This window comes from Nocardia violaceofusca NBRC 14427, from assembly GCF_963869435.1.
Lineage (GTDB): Bacteria > Actinomycetota > Actinomycetes > Mycobacteriales > Mycobacteriaceae > Nocardia > Nocardia aobensis.
This window is the reverse complement of the sequence record NZ_CAWMPM010000037.1, coordinates 96,550-113,331: the sequence shown is the minus strand read 5'-3', so window position 1 is coordinate 113,331 and position 16,782 is coordinate 96,550. Positions and strand designations below refer to the sequence as shown.

The 16,782-nt window shown below is 69.5% G+C and carries 1 pseudogene; it reads left to right on the top strand.

The annotated features are described in order from the left end of the window. Nucleotides 1-344 precede the first annotated feature (344 nt). A pseudogene (locus AC5592_RS28370) lies at nt 345-16,775 on the top strand (SDR family NAD(P)-dependent oxidoreductase); the annotation flags it as partial. Nucleotides 16,776-16,782: the final 7 nt, after the last annotated feature.

The window sequence follows — 16,782 nt, the reverse complement described above, 5'->3', positions numbered from 1 at the left end:
GTCGTGCCGCGGGTCTGCCCGCGACCGCCATCGACTACGGCCTGTGGGAGCGCTCGAGCGGACTCGGCACCGCATTGTCCGAAGCCGATTTCGACTGGATGCGCAGGCAGGGTTTCCCCGCGCTCACCGAGGCGGAAGGGCTGGGGCTCTTCGATGCGGCACTGGCAACCGACACCGCTCAGCTCGTGGCACTCCGGGTCGACCCGGCCGTGCTCCGGCAGCGCGGCGAGAGCGTGCCGGCGCTGCTGCGTGGCATCGCGCCGGTGACCGCTCGCCGACGCGCGAACACGTCCGCGGCGGATCGGACCTTCCTGGATACGCTGGCCGGTTTGTCGGATGTGGATCGGCATGTGGCTGTGGTGGATGTGGTGCGGTCGGTGGCTGCGGGTGTGTTGGGGCATGTGTCGGTGGATGGTGTGGAGCCGTTGCGTGCTTTTTCGGAGTTGGGTTTCGATTCGTTGGGTGCGGTGGAGTTTCGGAATCGGTTGTCGGTGGCGACGGGTTTGAAGCTTCCGGCGACGTTGATTTTCGATTATCCGAATGCGGAGGTGGTTGCGCAGTTCATCGGGTCGGAGTTGTCGGGTGGGCCCGTTGACGATGAGGAGGTAATCGGCCGGGTTCGGGTGGATGATGATCCGGTTGCGATTGTGGCGATGAGTTGCCGGTATCCGGGTGGTGTGGGGTCGCCGGAGGATTTGTGGCGGTTGGTCGCCGAGGGCATCGACACCACCGGCGAACTGCCGACGGACCGCGGTTGGGACATCGAAGGCATCTACGATCCCGAGCCGGGTAAGGCGGGCAAGACCTACACGCGGCGCGGTGGTTTTCTTTATTCCGCAGCCGATTTCGATGCCGACTTCTTCGGTATCAGCCCGAACGAGGCCATGGTGATGGATCCGCAGCAGCGGCTGCTGCTGGAGACCTCGTGGGAGGCGCTGGAACGCGCGGGCATCGATCCTGCCGTGCTGCGTGGCAGCTCGACCGGTGTGTTCACCGGTGTGATGTACCACGACTACGCGCAGGGAACGCAGGGCGCCAACAGTGCCGGCGGCAGTCTGGTCTCCGGCCGCGTCGCCTACACGCTGGGTCTGGAAGGTCCTGCGGTGTCGGTGGATACGGCGTGTTCGTCGTCGCTGGTCGCGCTGCATCTGGCCGCGGGATCGCTGCGGTCGGGCGAATGCGATCTGGCCCTGGCCGGCGGAGTCGCGGTGATGGCCTCGCCGGACATGTTCCTCGAGTTCAGCCGTCAGCGCGGTCTCTCACCCGACGGCCGGTGCCGAGCCTTCGCCGACGCCGCGGACGGTGTGGGCTGGTCCGAGGGCGTCGGCGTGCTCGTGCTGGAACGGCTTTCCGATGCGCGGCGCAACGGCCATCAGGTGCTGGCGGTCATCGCCGGTTCCGCGGTGAACCAGGACGGTGCGTCGAACGGTTTCACCGCGCCGAACGGCCCCTCGCAGCAGCGGGTCATCCGCCGCGCGCTGGCCGATGCCGGACTCTCCGCGGGGGAGGTGGATGCGATCGAAGGCCACGGCACCGGGACGACGCTGGGTGATCCCATCGAGGCCCAAGCGCTGCTGGCGACCTACGGCCGGGACCGCGCTGCCGATCGCCCGTTGTGGTTGGGGTCGTTGAAGTCCAATATCGGTCATGCTCAGGCTGCTGCGGGTGTGGGTGGTGTGATCAAGATGGTCATGGCGATGCGCCACGGCGTGTTGCCGAAGACTCTGCATGTCGATCGGCCGAGTACGAAGGTCGATTGGGCGCAGGGCAGTATCGAGTTGCTGACCGAACCGGTGCCGTGGCCGGAGGCGGATCGGCCGCGTCGCGCCGGGGTGTCCTCGTTCGGAATCAGCGGCACCAACGCGCACCTCATCCTCGAACAGCCACAGAGCATGGCGGCGCCGGCGGAGCCCGCGCGCACCGCTCCGGCAGGCGGCGTCCTGCCGTGGGTGATCTCGGCGCGCAGTGCTGCGGCCCTCGCCGGCCAAGCCGACCGTCTCGCGTCCCATATCGGCGAGGAGCACGATCCGATCGACATCGGCTCGTCACTGGCATCCACCCGCAGTGTGCTCGAGCATCGTGCCGTCGTCCTGGGCGGCGACCGTGCCGAATTGCTCGCGGGCACAGCGGGATTGGTTACCGGCGAGCATCTGCCGAGTGTGGTGTCCGGTCGGGTGGTGCCGGGTTCGACGGGCGTGGTGTTCTCGGGGCAGGGTGCGCAGTGGGCCGGTATGGCCGCCGGGCTGCGCGTGTATCCGGTGTTCGCCGAGCATTTCGACCGTATCGTGGCTGAGCTGGATCCGGTTCTGGGACAGTCTGTTTCGCTGGTCGATGCGTTGGCGGACGAGGGTCTGGTCGATCGGACGGTGTTCGCGCAGGCGGGGTTGTTCGCGTTCGAGGTGGCGTTGTACCGGCTGCTCGAATCGTGGGGATTCCGTGCGGATGTGGTGGCGGGTCATTCGATCGGTGAGGTCGCCGCCGCCCATATCGCGGGTGTGTTGTCGCTCGAGGATGCGTGTGTGCTGGTGGCGGCGCGTGGTCGCCTGATGCAGGCGCTGCCCGCCGGTGGGGCGATGGTCGCGGTCGGTGCGTCCGAGACCGACGTGCTGACGCTGCTGAATTCCGGTGCGGTGCCGGCCGGTGACGTGTCGATCGCGGCGGTGAACGGTCCCGTGGCGGTCGTGCTCTCCGGTGCCGAGGACCAAGTCTCGGCGCTGGCCGATGCCTGTGCCGAGCGTGGTTGGCGCACGCATCGCCTGCGGGTGTCGCATGCGTTCCATTCGGCGTCGATGGAGCCGATGCTCGCCGAATTCGCTTCGGCCATCGACGGTGTGAACTTCGGACGTCCGGAGGTCGCACTGGTATCCACGGTGACCGGCGCGAGGGTGACCGACGAGATGTCGGCCCCGTCGTACTGGGTGCGCCAGGTCCGGGATACGGTGCGCTTCGCCGATGCGGTGACCGCGATGGCGGAGCTGGGAGTGTCCCGCTTCGCCGAGGTCGGACCGGATGCGGTGCTGGCCCCGATGATCACACAAACCCTCGAACACCATGCGACACCGGCGTCCACGACCTCGGTGCCGGTCGTGGTGGCGGTGGCGCGCCGGAATCGCGCCGATGCCCGCACGGTCGCGGCCGGCGCCGCCGGACTGTTCGTCGCGGGCGCGCGGGTCGACTGGGCCGGCTGGTACGCCGGGACCGGAGCTCGGCGAATCGACCTGCCCACCTACGCCTTCCAGCGCCGGCGCTACTGGCTGGGGCCGAATGCCGGCACCGGCGGTGACCTCCGGGCGATGGGCCTGGCGTCCACCGGACACCCGCTGCTGTCGGCGGTCGTGTCGCAACCGGAGTCCGATACGGCGACGTTCACCGGCCGCCTGTCGGTGCAGACCCATCCGTGGCTGGCCGATCACCGGGTGAGGGACACGGTGTTGTTCCCCGGAACCGGCTTCGTCGAATTCGCCCTGCACGCCGGGGAACGAGCCGGTACCCCGATGCTCGACGAGTTGGTGCTGCACGCACCGCTGATATTGCCGGACACCGGCGGAGTCGCGGTACGTGTGGTGCTCGGCGAGCCGGACGCGGCGGGCCGTCGCGCGGTCCGGATCTTCTCCTGCCCCGACCGTGATGTCGAGGCGACGCCGGCGTGGACGATGCATGCCGAAGGCGTTCTCACCCCGGACGAGGCCGAGGACTTCGAACCGCTTTCCTGGCCGCCGGCCGGCGCCACCGCTGTCGACGTCGACGGCGTCTACGACGAACTCTCGCAGCTCGGCTACGGGTACGGCCCGCAGTTCCGGGGCTTGCGGGCGGCCTGGCAGCGCGGGCAGGAATTGTTCGCCGAGATCGCGCTCCCCGACACCGGGCACGCCGACGGGTTCGGCATCCATCCGGCGCTGTTCGATGCCGCACTACACGCCGGAATCGTGCACGGCTTCCGCAGCGGCGACCTCGGCGATTCCCCGGCGTTGCCGTTCATGTGGAACCGGGTGGCACTGCACGCGACCGGCGCCGCGGCGCTGCGCGTGCGGATTTCACCGGACGCCGACGGATTCGGCGTGCGAATCACCGACCGGCACGGGCAGCCGGTGCTGTCGGTCGGCGCTCTCGTATCGCGGCCCGTGCCGGCCGAGCGCCTCACCGCGCATCCGGGCTCGGACTCGCTGTTCGGCGTGGAGTGGATCGCCGCCGCACCGGCGTCCGCGACGGTCGAACCGAATCGCATCGCGGTGGTGGGTTCCGGACACGGCTCCGACGATCAGCCACATTATCGCGATCTCGCGGCACTGATCGCCGACCTGGACGCGGCCGACGATACGGTCGCACCCGACGTCGTCGTTCTCGAATGCCCCGCCGACGAGTCCACACCCCCGGTCGCGGCCCGGCAGATCACCGCCGGAGTCCTCGAGACCGTGCAATTGTGGTTGCGCACTGCGCCTTTCGCGCACTCTCGACTTGTCGTTGTCACCCGGCACGCCGTGTCCGTCGACGGGCCCGAGCCGGTGAATCTGGCGCAGGCGCCGGTTTGGGGTCTGGTGCGCGCGGCACAGGCCGAGCACCCCGGTCGTTTCCAGCTCCTCGACCTGGATCATGACCAGGATCCCGTCGCCGCGCTGACCACGACGGCGCCGGACGCCACCGAGCCGGAGATCGCGGTGCGCCGGGCGGCCGTGCTGGTACCGCGCTTGCGCCGGCACGCGACCGGTGCGGCCGTTGCCTCGATCGCGGCCGGCACCGTGCTGGTCACCGGCGGGACCGGTGGCCTCGGTGCGTTGATGGCACGGCACCTCGTGGTGAAACACGGTGTGACGCAGCTTGCGCTGGTGTCGCGCAGCGGACCGGGCGCGCCGGGCGCCGAGCAGTTGCGTGACGAACTGGTCGAACTCGGCGCGCAGGTGCGGATCGCGTCGTGTGATGTGTCGGACCGCGAGGCGTTGGCGGCGTTGATCGACGATATTCCGGACGAGCATCCGCTGATCGGCGTGGTGCATGCGGCGGGCGCCGCCGACAACGGACTGATCGAGTCGATCACGGCGGATCGGTTCGGGCCGGTGTTCGCACCGAAGGTCGACGCGGCCTGGCATCTGCACGAGTTGACGTGTGATCGGCCGTTGTCGCTGTTCGTGGTGGTGTCGTCGGCCGGCGGTTCGGTGCTGGCGGCGGGGCAGGCGAATTATGCTGCGGCGAACGTCTTTCTGGACGCGCTGGCCGCCCATCGCCACGCCGCAGGTCTACCCGCGACCGCCATCGATTACGGATTGTGGGCGACATCGACCGGTCTCGGTTCGATGCTGTCGGAGGGGGACGTCGAGCGCATCCGGCGGCAGGGGCTTCCGCCGCTGAGCGAGACCGAAGGGCTGGAGCTGTTCGATCTGGCGATCGCCAGCGAGTCCGCGCAGCTGGTGGCATTGCGGGTCGATCCGGCGGCCCTGCGCGACCGTGGCGACGCGCTCCCGGCGCTGCTGCGTGGCATCGTCCCCGCCCCGGTACGCCGCCGGACACGAAACCAGAGTCCGGAACCCGCATTCGCCGCCACGCTGGCTGGTTTGTCGGATGTGGATCGGCATGTGGCTGTGGTGGATGTGGTGCGGTCGGTGGCTGCGGGTGTGTTGGGGCATGTGTCGGTGGATGGTGTGGAGCCGTTGCGTGCTTTTTCGGAGTTGGGTTTCGATTCGTTGGGTGCGGTGGAGTTTCGGAATCGGTTGTCGGTGGCGACGGGTTTGAAGCTTCCGGCGACGTTGATTTTCGATTATCCGAATGCGGAGGTGGTTGCTGAGTTCATCGGGTCGGAGTTGGCCGGTACATCGGTTGTCGAGGAAGGGCCGGTCGGTCGGGTTCGGGTGGATGATGATCCGGTTGCGATTGTGGCGATGAGTTGCCGGTATCCGGGTGGTGTGGGGTCGCCGGAGGATTTGTGGCGGTTGGTCGCCGAGGGCATCGACACCAACGGGGAATTGCCGGTCGACCGTGGCTGGGATGTCGACGGTATCTACGACCCCGAGCCCGGCAAGCCCGGCAAGACCTACGCCCGCACCGGTGGATTCCTGTATTCCGCAGCCGATTTCGATGCCGATTTCTTCGGTATCAGTCCCAATGAGGCCATGGTGATGGATCCGCAGCAGAGATTGCTGCTGGAGACCTCGTGGGAGGCGCTGGAACGGGCCGGGATCGATCCTGCCGTGCTGCGTGGCAGCTCGACCGGTGTGTTCACCGGTGTGATGTACCACGACTACGCACAGGGCACCGGCAAGGCCGGAAGCGCCGGAGGAAGTCTCGTCTCCGGGCGGATCGCCTACACGCTGGGTCTGGAAGGTCCTGCGGTGTCGGTGGATACGGCGTGTTCGTCGTCGCTGGTGGCGATGCATCTGGCCGCGCAGTCGCTGCGGTCGGGGGAATGCGATCTGGCGCTGGCCGGCGGTGTCGCGGTCATGGCCACACCGGATATGTTCCTCGAATTCGGCAGGCAGCGTGGATTGTCACCCGACGGCCGGTGTAAGTCCTTCGCGGATGCGGCCGATGGTGTGGGCTGGGCTGAGGGTGCGGGAATGCTTGTGCTGGAACGGCTTTCCGACGCTCGTCGTCATGGTCACGAGGTTGTGGCGGTGCTGGCGGGTTCGGCGGTGAATCAGGATGGTGCGTCGAACGGTTTGACCGCGCCCAACGGTCCGTCGCAGCGGCGGGTGATCCGGCAGGCGCTGGCCAATGCCGGTCTCTCGCCTGCCGAGGTCGACGCCGTGGAGGGCCACGGTACGGGTACGACGCTGGGTGATCCGATCGAGGCCCAGGCGCTGCTCGCCACCTACGGTCAGGATCGGGACCCCGCCAGTCCCCTGTGGCTCGGATCGTTGAAGTCGAACATCGGTCACGCCCAAGCCGCGGCGGGTGTGGCCGGTGTGATCAAGATGGTCATGGCGATGCGCCACGGCGTGCTGCCGAAGACACTGCATGTCGACCGGCCGAGTTCGAAAGTCGATTGGACGCAAGGCAATATCCGGTTGTTGACCGAGTCGGTCGAGTGGCCGGAGGTGAATAGGCCGCGTCGCGCCGGTATCTCGTCCTTCGGACTCAGCGGCACCAACGCCCACCTCATCGTCGAACAGGCGCCGGCCGCCGCGGCCTCCGTACCGGAGACCAGGATCGCTCCGGCCGGTGGGGTCCTGCCGTGGGTGATCTCGGCGCGCGACGGCGCCGCCCTGGCCGAACAAGCCAGACGTCTGACCGCGCGGATCGGCGACCGGCACCCGGTCGACGTCGGCTACTCGCTCGCGACCTCGCGAGTGGTGTTCGATCACCGCGCCGTGGTGCTGGCCGCCGAAGGCGACGACCTGCGGACCGGTATCCAGGCCCTCGGGCGCGGAGAGCCCCTTCCCGGCGTGGTGTCGGGCCGGGTGGTGCCGGGTTCGACGGGTGTGGTGTTCTCGGGTCAGGGTGCGCAGTGGGCCGGTATGGCCGCGGGGCTGCGTGCGTATCCGGTGTTCGCGGAGCACTTCGACCGTATCGTGGATGAGCTGGAACCGGCTCTGGGACAGTCTGTTTCGCTGGTGGAGGCGTTGGCGGACGATGACCTTGTCGACCGGACGGTGTTCGCGCAGGCGGGGTTGTTCGCGTTCGAGGTGGCGTTGTATCGGCTGCTCGAATCGTGGGGGTTCCGTGCGGATGTGGTGGCGGGCCATTCGATCGGTGAGGTCGCGGCCGCACACGTGGCGGGAGTCCTGTCGCTGGCGGACGCGTGCGTGCTGGTGGCTGCGCGCGGGCGACTGATGCAGGCGCTGCCCGCGGGTGGGGCGATGGTCGCGGTGGGCGCTTCTGAGGCGGAGGTGCCGGCGCTGCTGGATTCCGCCGGTGACGTATCGATCGCGGCGGTGAACGGTCCGTCCTCGGTGGTGTTGTCCGGTGCCGAAGCCGATGTGCTGGCGGCGGCTGACAGGTGTGCCGGAAAGGGTTGGCGCACACACCGTTTGCGGGTGTCGCATGCGTTCCATTCGGCGTTGATGGAACCGATGCTGGACGAATTCGCCTCCGCGATAGACGCATTGGCGTTCGAACGTCCGACTGTGGCATTGGTGTCGACGGTGACCGGTGCCAGGGTGACCGACGAGATGTCGGTTCCGTCGTATTGGGTGAACCAGGTTCGGGATACGGTGCGGTTCGCCGCTGCGGTGACGGCGATGGCGGAGTCGGGGGTGTCCCGATTCGCCGAGCTCGGGCCGGATGCGGTGCTGGCCCCCATGGTCACCCAAACCCTCGACGCCACATCCCCCGTGGTGGCGGCATCGTCCCGCCGGCACCAGGCGGATCCGTCGACCCTGACGGCCGCAGTGGCGACACTGTTCGTCACCGGCGCGGACGTGAACTGGGGCGCCCTCTACTCCGGAACGGGCGCCCGGCGAATCGACCTGCCCACCTATGCGTTCCAGCGTCGGCGGTATTGGTTGTCCGACGAGTCGACGGCATCCGGCAGCGCCCGCGCGATGGGGCTGGTCGCCACCGAACATCCGCTGGTCTCGGCCGTGGTCTCCCAACCGGACTCCGACGGTGCGGATCTCACCGGCCGCCTGTCCCTGCGGACACATCCCTGGCTGGCCGATCACGCGGTCATGGACACCGCCCTGTTCCCCGGCACCGGTCTGGTCGAGCTCGCCCTGTACGCCGGTGAACAGGTCGGCTGCGCTCACCTCGAGCAGTTGGTCCTGCGCGCCCCGCTGGCGCTGTCGGAAACCTCCGGCACCGCGGTCCGTGTCGTGGTCGGCGCCCGGGACGAGGCCGGTCGTCGCGGGGTGCGGATCTTCTCCCGCCGCGAGGACGACGCCGATGCGCTGCCGTCCTGGACGGTGCATGCCGAAGGTACACTCGCGTCCGAAAACGCCAGTGCCGCAGTCGAATTGCGGCAGTGGCCGCCCGCGGGAGCGGTCGCGGTGGATATCGACGATGTGTACGACGCCCTCGGCGCGCAGGGATACCACTACGGTCCCGCGTTCCAGGCGCTGCGCTCGGTCTGGCGAGCGACCGGTGACGTCCTCTACGCCGAGGTCGCGCTGCCCGAGACCGCCGGCTCCGACGCCCAGCGGTTCGGCATCCACCCGGCGTTGCTGGACGCGGCCCTCCATGCGCTGCGCTTCGCCGACGCGCGGCCGGACGGTCCGGCATTACCGTTCGAGTGGTCCGGAGTCACCGTGTACGCGGCGGGGGCCGATGCGCTGCGGGTGCGGCTCACCCGCGTCGGGGAGCGGGGCGTAGCGCTGGATCTGGCGGATACCGCCGGTGCTCCGGTGGCGACGGTCCGTCACCTCGCCTCCCGTCCCGTCGATGCCGCGCAGCTCACCACCGGCGCATCCGTCGGCAACGCCCTGTTCCGGATCGACTGGACACCGATCGAGGTGGATACGGCCGAAATCGTCACGGCCACATGGCCGGAACTCGGTGACGAGGTACCGCCGGTCGTGGTGCTGGATTGCCCGGCGGGCAACGATCCCGCCACGATCCACGCCGCGACCCACCACGTGCTCGAGGTCGTGCAGTCCTGGACGACGAGCCGGCGATTCACCGAATCGGTCCTCGTGGTCCGGACGGCCGGAGCGGTGTCGGTGGCCGGAGAGGACATCACGAATCGGGCCGGCGCCGCCGTCGGCGGCCTCGTGCGCTCCGCACAAGCCGAACATCCGGGTCGCATCGTCCTGGTCGACAGCGATGCCGACCTCGATGATCTGCTCGGCGGCATCCTGGCCGCGGCCGAACCGCAGCTGGCCGTGCGGGACGGCCGAGTGCACGCCGCACGGCTGGTCCGGGCGGCTCCCGGCGCGGCCGAGGCCGTCGCGTTCGATCCGGACGAGACGGTGCTGGTCACCGGTGCCGGCGGACTCCTGGCCGGGCTCTTCGCCCGGCATCTGGTCGCCACCCGCGGCGTCCGCCACCTGCTGATGCTGAGCCGGCGCGGCGAATCCGCCTCCGGCGCAGCCACATTGCGGGCCGAACTCGGCGACCTCGGCGCCGACGTCGAATTCGCCGCCTGCGATGTCGCCGACCGCGACGCGCTCGCCGCCGTGCTGGCGGGCATACCCGCCGAGCACCCGCTGACCGGCGTCTTCCACCTGGCCGGTGTGCTCGACGACGGCGCCGTCGCGTCGCTGACCCCGGCGCGGATGGATACCGTGCTGAGCCCCAAGGTCGATGCCGCATTCCATCTGCACGAACTGACCGCCGACCTGCCCCTGCGGGCATTCGTCCTGTTCAGCTCGGTAGCCGGTGCGTTCGGCAACCCCGGGCAGGGCAACTACGCCGCGGCCAACGCATACCTGGACGCGCTCGCCACGCACCGCGTCGCGACCGGCAGGTGCGGCACATCCCTGGTGTGGGGGCTGTGGGACGGCGGTATGGCCGGGCAACTCGGCGACGTCGACCGGCACCGCATGTCCCGCTCGGGCCTGCTGCCGCTCTCGGCCGATCAGGGCCTGGCACTCTTCGACGCCGCGACCGGGATCGATGTGCCGGTGCTCGCCCGGCTCGACACGGAGAGCATTCGCCACGCCGGAAACACCACGCCCGCATTGCTTTCCGGTCTGGTGCCGGCTCGTCGCAGTGCGGCATCGGGTGCGTTCACGGCGCTGCGCGCGCGGGTCGCGAGCACTCCCGACAGCGAGCGCTTCGGAGTTCTGGTGGAGATCGTGCGCGGACAGATCGCCGCGACTCTCGGCCACGAGCACCCGAATTCGATTGCGGCGGACCGGGCCTTCAACGAACTGGGCTTCGATTCGATCACCGCCATCGAATTCCGCAATGCCCTCAAAGCCGTCACGGGCCTGCCGCTGCCCGCCACCCTGGTGTTCGACTATCCGACACCCGAGGCACTGGCACGACATCTCGCCGAGGAGTTCACCGGAACCGCGCGGGACAGCGAGGTCACCGCGACCCGTCCGGTCGACGACGACCCGATCGCGGTGGTCGGCATGGCGTGCCGGTACCCCGGCGGCATCACCTCCCCCGAGGAACTCTGGGATCTGGTGCGCGCCGGAGCGGACGCGATCACGACACTTCCGGCCGACCGCGGCTGGGACATCGCCGGCATCTACGACCCGGAGCCCGGCCGCGCGGGCAAGTCCTACACCAGAGAAGGCGGATTCCTGCACGGCGCAGCCGATTTCGACCCCGAGTTCTTCGGTATCGGCCCCAACGAAGCCACCATGATGGACCCCCAGCAGCGACAGTTGCTGGAGACGACCTGGGAGGCGTTGGAGCGCGCCGGTGTCGACCCCACGGTGCTGCGGGGCAGCTCGACCGGGGTCTTCGCCGGCGTGATGTACCACGACTACGCCCAGGGCAGCGGCAACAGCGCGACCGGCAGCCTGGTCTCCGGTCGGATCGCCTACACATTGGGTCTGGAAGGCCCTGCGGTGTCGGTGGATACGGCGTGTTCGTCGTCGCTGGTGGCGATGCATCTGGCCGCGCAATCGTTGCGGTCCGGTGAGTGTGATCTGGCGTTGGCCGGTGGTGTGACGGTGATGGCGACACCGGAGACGTTCGTGGAGTTCAGTCGTCAGCGTGGGTTGTCGCCCGACGGCCGGTGTAAGTCCTTCGCGGATGCGGCCGATGGTGTGGGCTGGTCCGAGGGTGCGGGAATGCTTGTGCTGGAACGGCTTTCCGATGCTCGCCGCCATGGCCACGAGGTGTTGGCAGTGCTGGCGGGTTCGGCGGTGAATCAGGACGGTGCCTCGAATGGTTTGACCGCGCCGAACGGTCCGTCGCAGCGGCGGGTGATCCGGCAGGCGCTGGCCAATGCGGGGCTCTCCCCGACGGATGTGGATGCGGTCGAAGCACACGGCACCGGCACCACGTTGGGTGATCCGATCGAGGCTCAAGCATTGCTTGCCACCTACGGTCAGGATCGGGCCGCGGATCGGCCGTTGTGGTTGGGGTCGTTGAAATCCAATATCGGTCATGCTCAGGCTGCTGCGGGTGTGGGTGGTGTGATCAAGATGGTCATGGCGATGCGCCACGGGGAACTTCCGCGGACACTGCACGTCGATGCGCCCAGCACCAAGGTCGATTGGTCCGAAGGGCAGGTGCGGTTGCTGACCGAACCGGTGCCGTGGCCGGAGGTGGATCGGCCGCGTCGCGCGGGTGTGTCCTCGTTCGGGATCAGCGGCACCAACGCCCACGTCATCGTCGAGCAGGCCCCGGCCACCGAGACCGCGCCGGCGGTGTCCACCGTCCCGGCCGTCCTGCCATGGACACTCTCGGCGCGCAACGGTGACGCACTCACCGGCCAGGCGGCTCGCCTCGCCTCGCATGTGGACGCGCACGATCCGGAGGCCGTGGATGTCGGCTTCTCGCTGGCGTCCATGCGTGCGGTGTTCGAGCATCGTGCCGTCGTGCTGGCCGGCGATCGTGACGGTCTGCTCGCGGGAGTGCGTGCGGTGGCGGCGAGCGAGACCGTGTCCGGTGTCGTTTCGGGCCGGGTGGTGCCGGGTTCGACGGGTGTGGTGTTCTCGGGCCAGGGTGCACAGTGGGCTGGTATGGCCGCGGGTCTGCGTGCGTATCCGGTGTTCGCGGAGCATTTCGACCGTATCGTGGCCGAGCTGGAACCGGCTCTGGGACAGTCTGTTTCGCTGGTCGATGCGTTGGTGGACGATGAGCTGGTCGATCGGACGGTGTTCGCGCAGGCGGGGTTGTTCGCGTTCGAGGTGGCGTTGTATCGGCTGCTCGAATCGTGGGGGTTCCGCGCGGATGTGGTGGCGGGTCATTCGATCGGTGAGGTCGCCGCCGCCCATATCGCGGGTGTGGTGTCGCTCGAGGATGCGTGTGTGCTGGTGGCTGCGCGTGGTCGCCTGATGCAGGCGCTGCCCGCGGGCGGGGCGATGATCGCCGTCGGTGCCTCCGAGGCCGATGTCCCGGCCGTGCTGACCGGCGACGTCTCGATCGCCGCGGTGAACGGTCCGTCCTCGGTGGTGCTGTCCGGTGTCGAAGCCGATGTGCTGGCCGCCGCCGAGCGGTGCGCGGAAAACGGTTGGCGCACACATCGTTTACGTGTGTCGCATGCGTTCCACTCCGCATCGATGGAACCGATGCTGGACGAATTCGCCTCGGCGATAAGCACTGTGACGTTCCGGCGCCCGGATATGCCGCTGGTGTCCACCGCAACCGGCGCCAGGGTGACCGACGAGATGTCGGATCCGTCCTACTGGGTGCGTCAGGTGCGCGACGCGGTGCGATTCGCCGACGCGGTCCGGACGATGGCGGAACTGGGAGCGACACGCTTCGCCGAGGTCGGGCCCGACGCGGTGTTGACGCCCATGGTCGCCCGAACCGTCGATGCCGCAACCACGATCGCCTTCGCCACCCGCCACCACACGGACCCCGAGACCGTGCTGACCGGGCTCGCCCGCCTGTACGTCGCGGGTGCGCCGGTGGATTGGGCCGGCTACTACGCCGGCTCCGGCGGCACCCGGACCGATCTGCCGACCTACCACTTCCAGCACCGCCGCTTCTGGGCCACGGGCCGGCTGCACGCCGGAGAACCGTCGGCACTCGGCCTGCGGTCCACCGAACACCCCATGCTGGGCGCGTTGGTCGCGCAGCCCGAAGGCGGCGGGGTCCGCCTCACCGGGCGGTTGTCCACGGCCACGCATCCGTGGCTGGCCGATCACGACGTCCTCGGCGTGGTGTTGCTGCCCGGAACCGGCTTCGTCGAGTTGGCGGTCCACGCCGGAGATCAGGTCGGCTGTCCGGAACTGGCCGATCTCACACTGCTGGCGCCGCTGACGTTCAGCGGGCCCGGTGGAGTGCAGATCCAGGTGGTCGTCGGCGATGGTGACGAGACCGGTCACCGGCGCATCGACATCTACTCCCGTAGGGACGAGGACGATCCGGCCCTCCCGTGGGCACATCACGCGCAAGGACAGATGGGCCCGAGCGAGGAGACCGACGAACCGGCGGACTGGGCCGATTTCGTGCAGTGGCCGCCGGTCGGCGCCACGGAGGTCACCGTGGACGGCGCGTACGACGAACTCGCCGACCACGGATACCACTACGGTCCCGCCTTCCGCGGTCTGACGGCGGTGTGGCGGCGCGGCGATGACCTGTTCGCCGAGGTCGCGCTGCCGGAGCAGACCACCGCACAGGGTTACGGCATGCATCCGGCGCTGCTCGACGCGGCCCTGCACGCGCTCACCGTCGGCCTGCCGCGCGGCACGGACGAGGAGGCCGAGCGGCAGACCCTGGTTCCGTTCACCTGGTCGTCGGTGCGTCTGTACGCCGACGGCGCCCGCCGGGTGCGGGTGCGCCTGACCGAACCGAACGAGGGCGCGGTCACGGTGGCGCTGGCCGATTCCGGTGGCGCGCCGCTGCTTTCGGTGCGATCGCTCGCCTTGCGTCCGCTCTCGCCCGAACTGCTCGCGGCATCGTCTCGTCCCTCCCACGACGCGCTGTACGAACTCGCGTGGCGGCCCGGCCCGCAGCCGCGCCCCGCGGCGGAGAATTCCTGGGCCGAGTGGGGTGCGCCGGAGCCGGCCTCGGTCCTCGTCTACCGGCCCCCGGTCGGCGAGGTCGCGGTGCCGGCGCGACTGCGCACGGCCCTGTACGACACACTCGGTGTCGTCCAGGAGTTCCTGAACGACGAACGTTGTGCCGCAAGCACTCTCGTGGTCGTCACCGACTCCACCGGCGATCCTGCCGCCGCCGCGGTATGGGGCCTGGTACGCGCCGCGCAAGCGGAGAATCCGGGACGGATCGTGCTCGTCGAGGCGGACGAGGCGACCACGACGCACGACCTCGTGGCCGCCGCGGCGACGGGTGAACCGGAACTGGCCGTCGACGCGGCCGGGATTCGGGTGCCGCGGCTGGTCCGGGTCGCGGCTCCCGGGACGACGACGCCCACCGTCTGGGATTCCGAACGGACCGTGCTGATCACCGGCGGCACCGGCGGGATCGGCCGCCACCTCGCCCGGCATCTGGTGCATGCGCACGGGGTGCGCCACCTGGTGCTGGCCGGTCGGCGCGGACCGGCCGCGGCCGCGGATCTCGTCGCGGAACTCGGCGCTCTCGGCGCCCGGGTTCGGGTTGCGGCCTGCGACGTCACCGACCGGGACGCGGTGCGGCAACTGCTCGACTCGATCTCCGCCGAGCATCCGCTGGGCGCGATCGTGCACGCGGCCGGGGTCGCCGACAACGGCCTGGTCGATACCTTGACCCCGGACCGGATCGACCACTGCCTGACCGCCAAGGCCGATGCCGCCTGGTACCTGCACGAGCTCACCCGCGACGCCGGACTGTCCGCGTTCGTCACGATCTCCTCGGTGGCGGGGTCGATCCTGCCCGCCGGCCAGGGCGGATACGCGGCGGCGAACCTGTTCCTCGACGCGCTCGCGACCTATCGCCACGCCGAAGGTCTGCCGGCCACGTCACTCGCCTACGGCATGTGGGATATCGACACCGGATTGTCGCAATGGCTCGGCGAGGCCGACCGGCAGCGCATGCGGCGCCAAGGCTTTTCGCCGCTGCCCGCCGGCACCGCCCTCGAATTGTTCGATGCGGCACTGTCTTCCGGCCGTCCGGTGCAGGTGCCGGTGGCGATCGACCACGCCGTCCTGCGTGCCCGCGACACGGTTCCCGCACTTCTCAGGGATCTGGCCGCGAAGCCGGGACGGCGCCAACGCGTCACGACGCCCGACGCCACGGCACTGCGCAACCATCTGGCGCAGCTGCCGGAGCCTGATCGGGAACAGTGGTTGCTGACGCACATCCTCGAGCATGCCGCCCGGCTGCTCGGCCACGACAGCACCGATGCGCTCGACCCGGAGCGGGACTTCCTCGAATCGGGCTTCGACTCGCTGGCCGCCATGGAGTTGCGCGGCGCGCTCAACGCGTCCACCGGGCTGGCGCTGTCCACGGCGGCGATCTTCGACCACAAGACGCCCGCCGCGCTGGCCCGGCACCTACGCGAGGAACTCGGCACCCCGCCCCGAGCGGCCGACAGCCCTGCGGGCGTGGACGATTCGCTGTACGGGATGTTCCGCGGCGCGGTGACGAGCGGTCAGGCCGGCAAGGGCTTCGCCCTGCTGCGAGCGGTGGCGGAACTGCGGGACCACTTCACCGCCGACGAGCAACCGGAACGGCTGCCGACGCCGGCCCGGCTCGCCGCGGGCTCGACCCTGCCCCGGATCATCTGCCTCAATCCGCCGCTGGCCACCGGCGGCGCGCACCAGTACGCCCGGATCGCATCGCAGCTGCGCACCGGCCGCGACGTACTGGCGCTACCGCTGATCGGTTTCGGTGCGGGCGAACCACTCCCGGCGACACCGGTCGCGGCGCTCGCGGCGGTGGCGCGCGGGGTGGTGGCGGCCGCGCAGGGTGAGCCGTTCGTCCTGCTCGGGCACTCCTCGGGCGGTCTGCTGGCCTACCTCGTCACCGAATATCTGGAGGCGGCGGGCGGTCCGGCTCCCGCCGGCGTGGTCATGCTGGACACCTACCCCGCGCACGAGGGCGGGGAATGGCTGCTGCGAGAGATGGCCGAACACATGGTCGCGAACGAGGCCACATTCGGTCGGTTCGACCAGGCCCGGCTCACCGGAATGGGCCGGTACGTGCAGGTGCTGCACGAGCTGGTGCCGGGTTCCGTCGACACACCGACACTGTTCGTCCAGTGTGCGCGGTCGTTCCTGGACGGCTCGTCGGAGCGTGCGAACTGGCAGACCCGGCCGTGGGATGCGACCCACACCGTCGTGCCAGTGGCGGCCGATCACTTCACGATTCTCGAGGACGGCGCGGCCGAGGTCGCCGAGGCGATCGAGA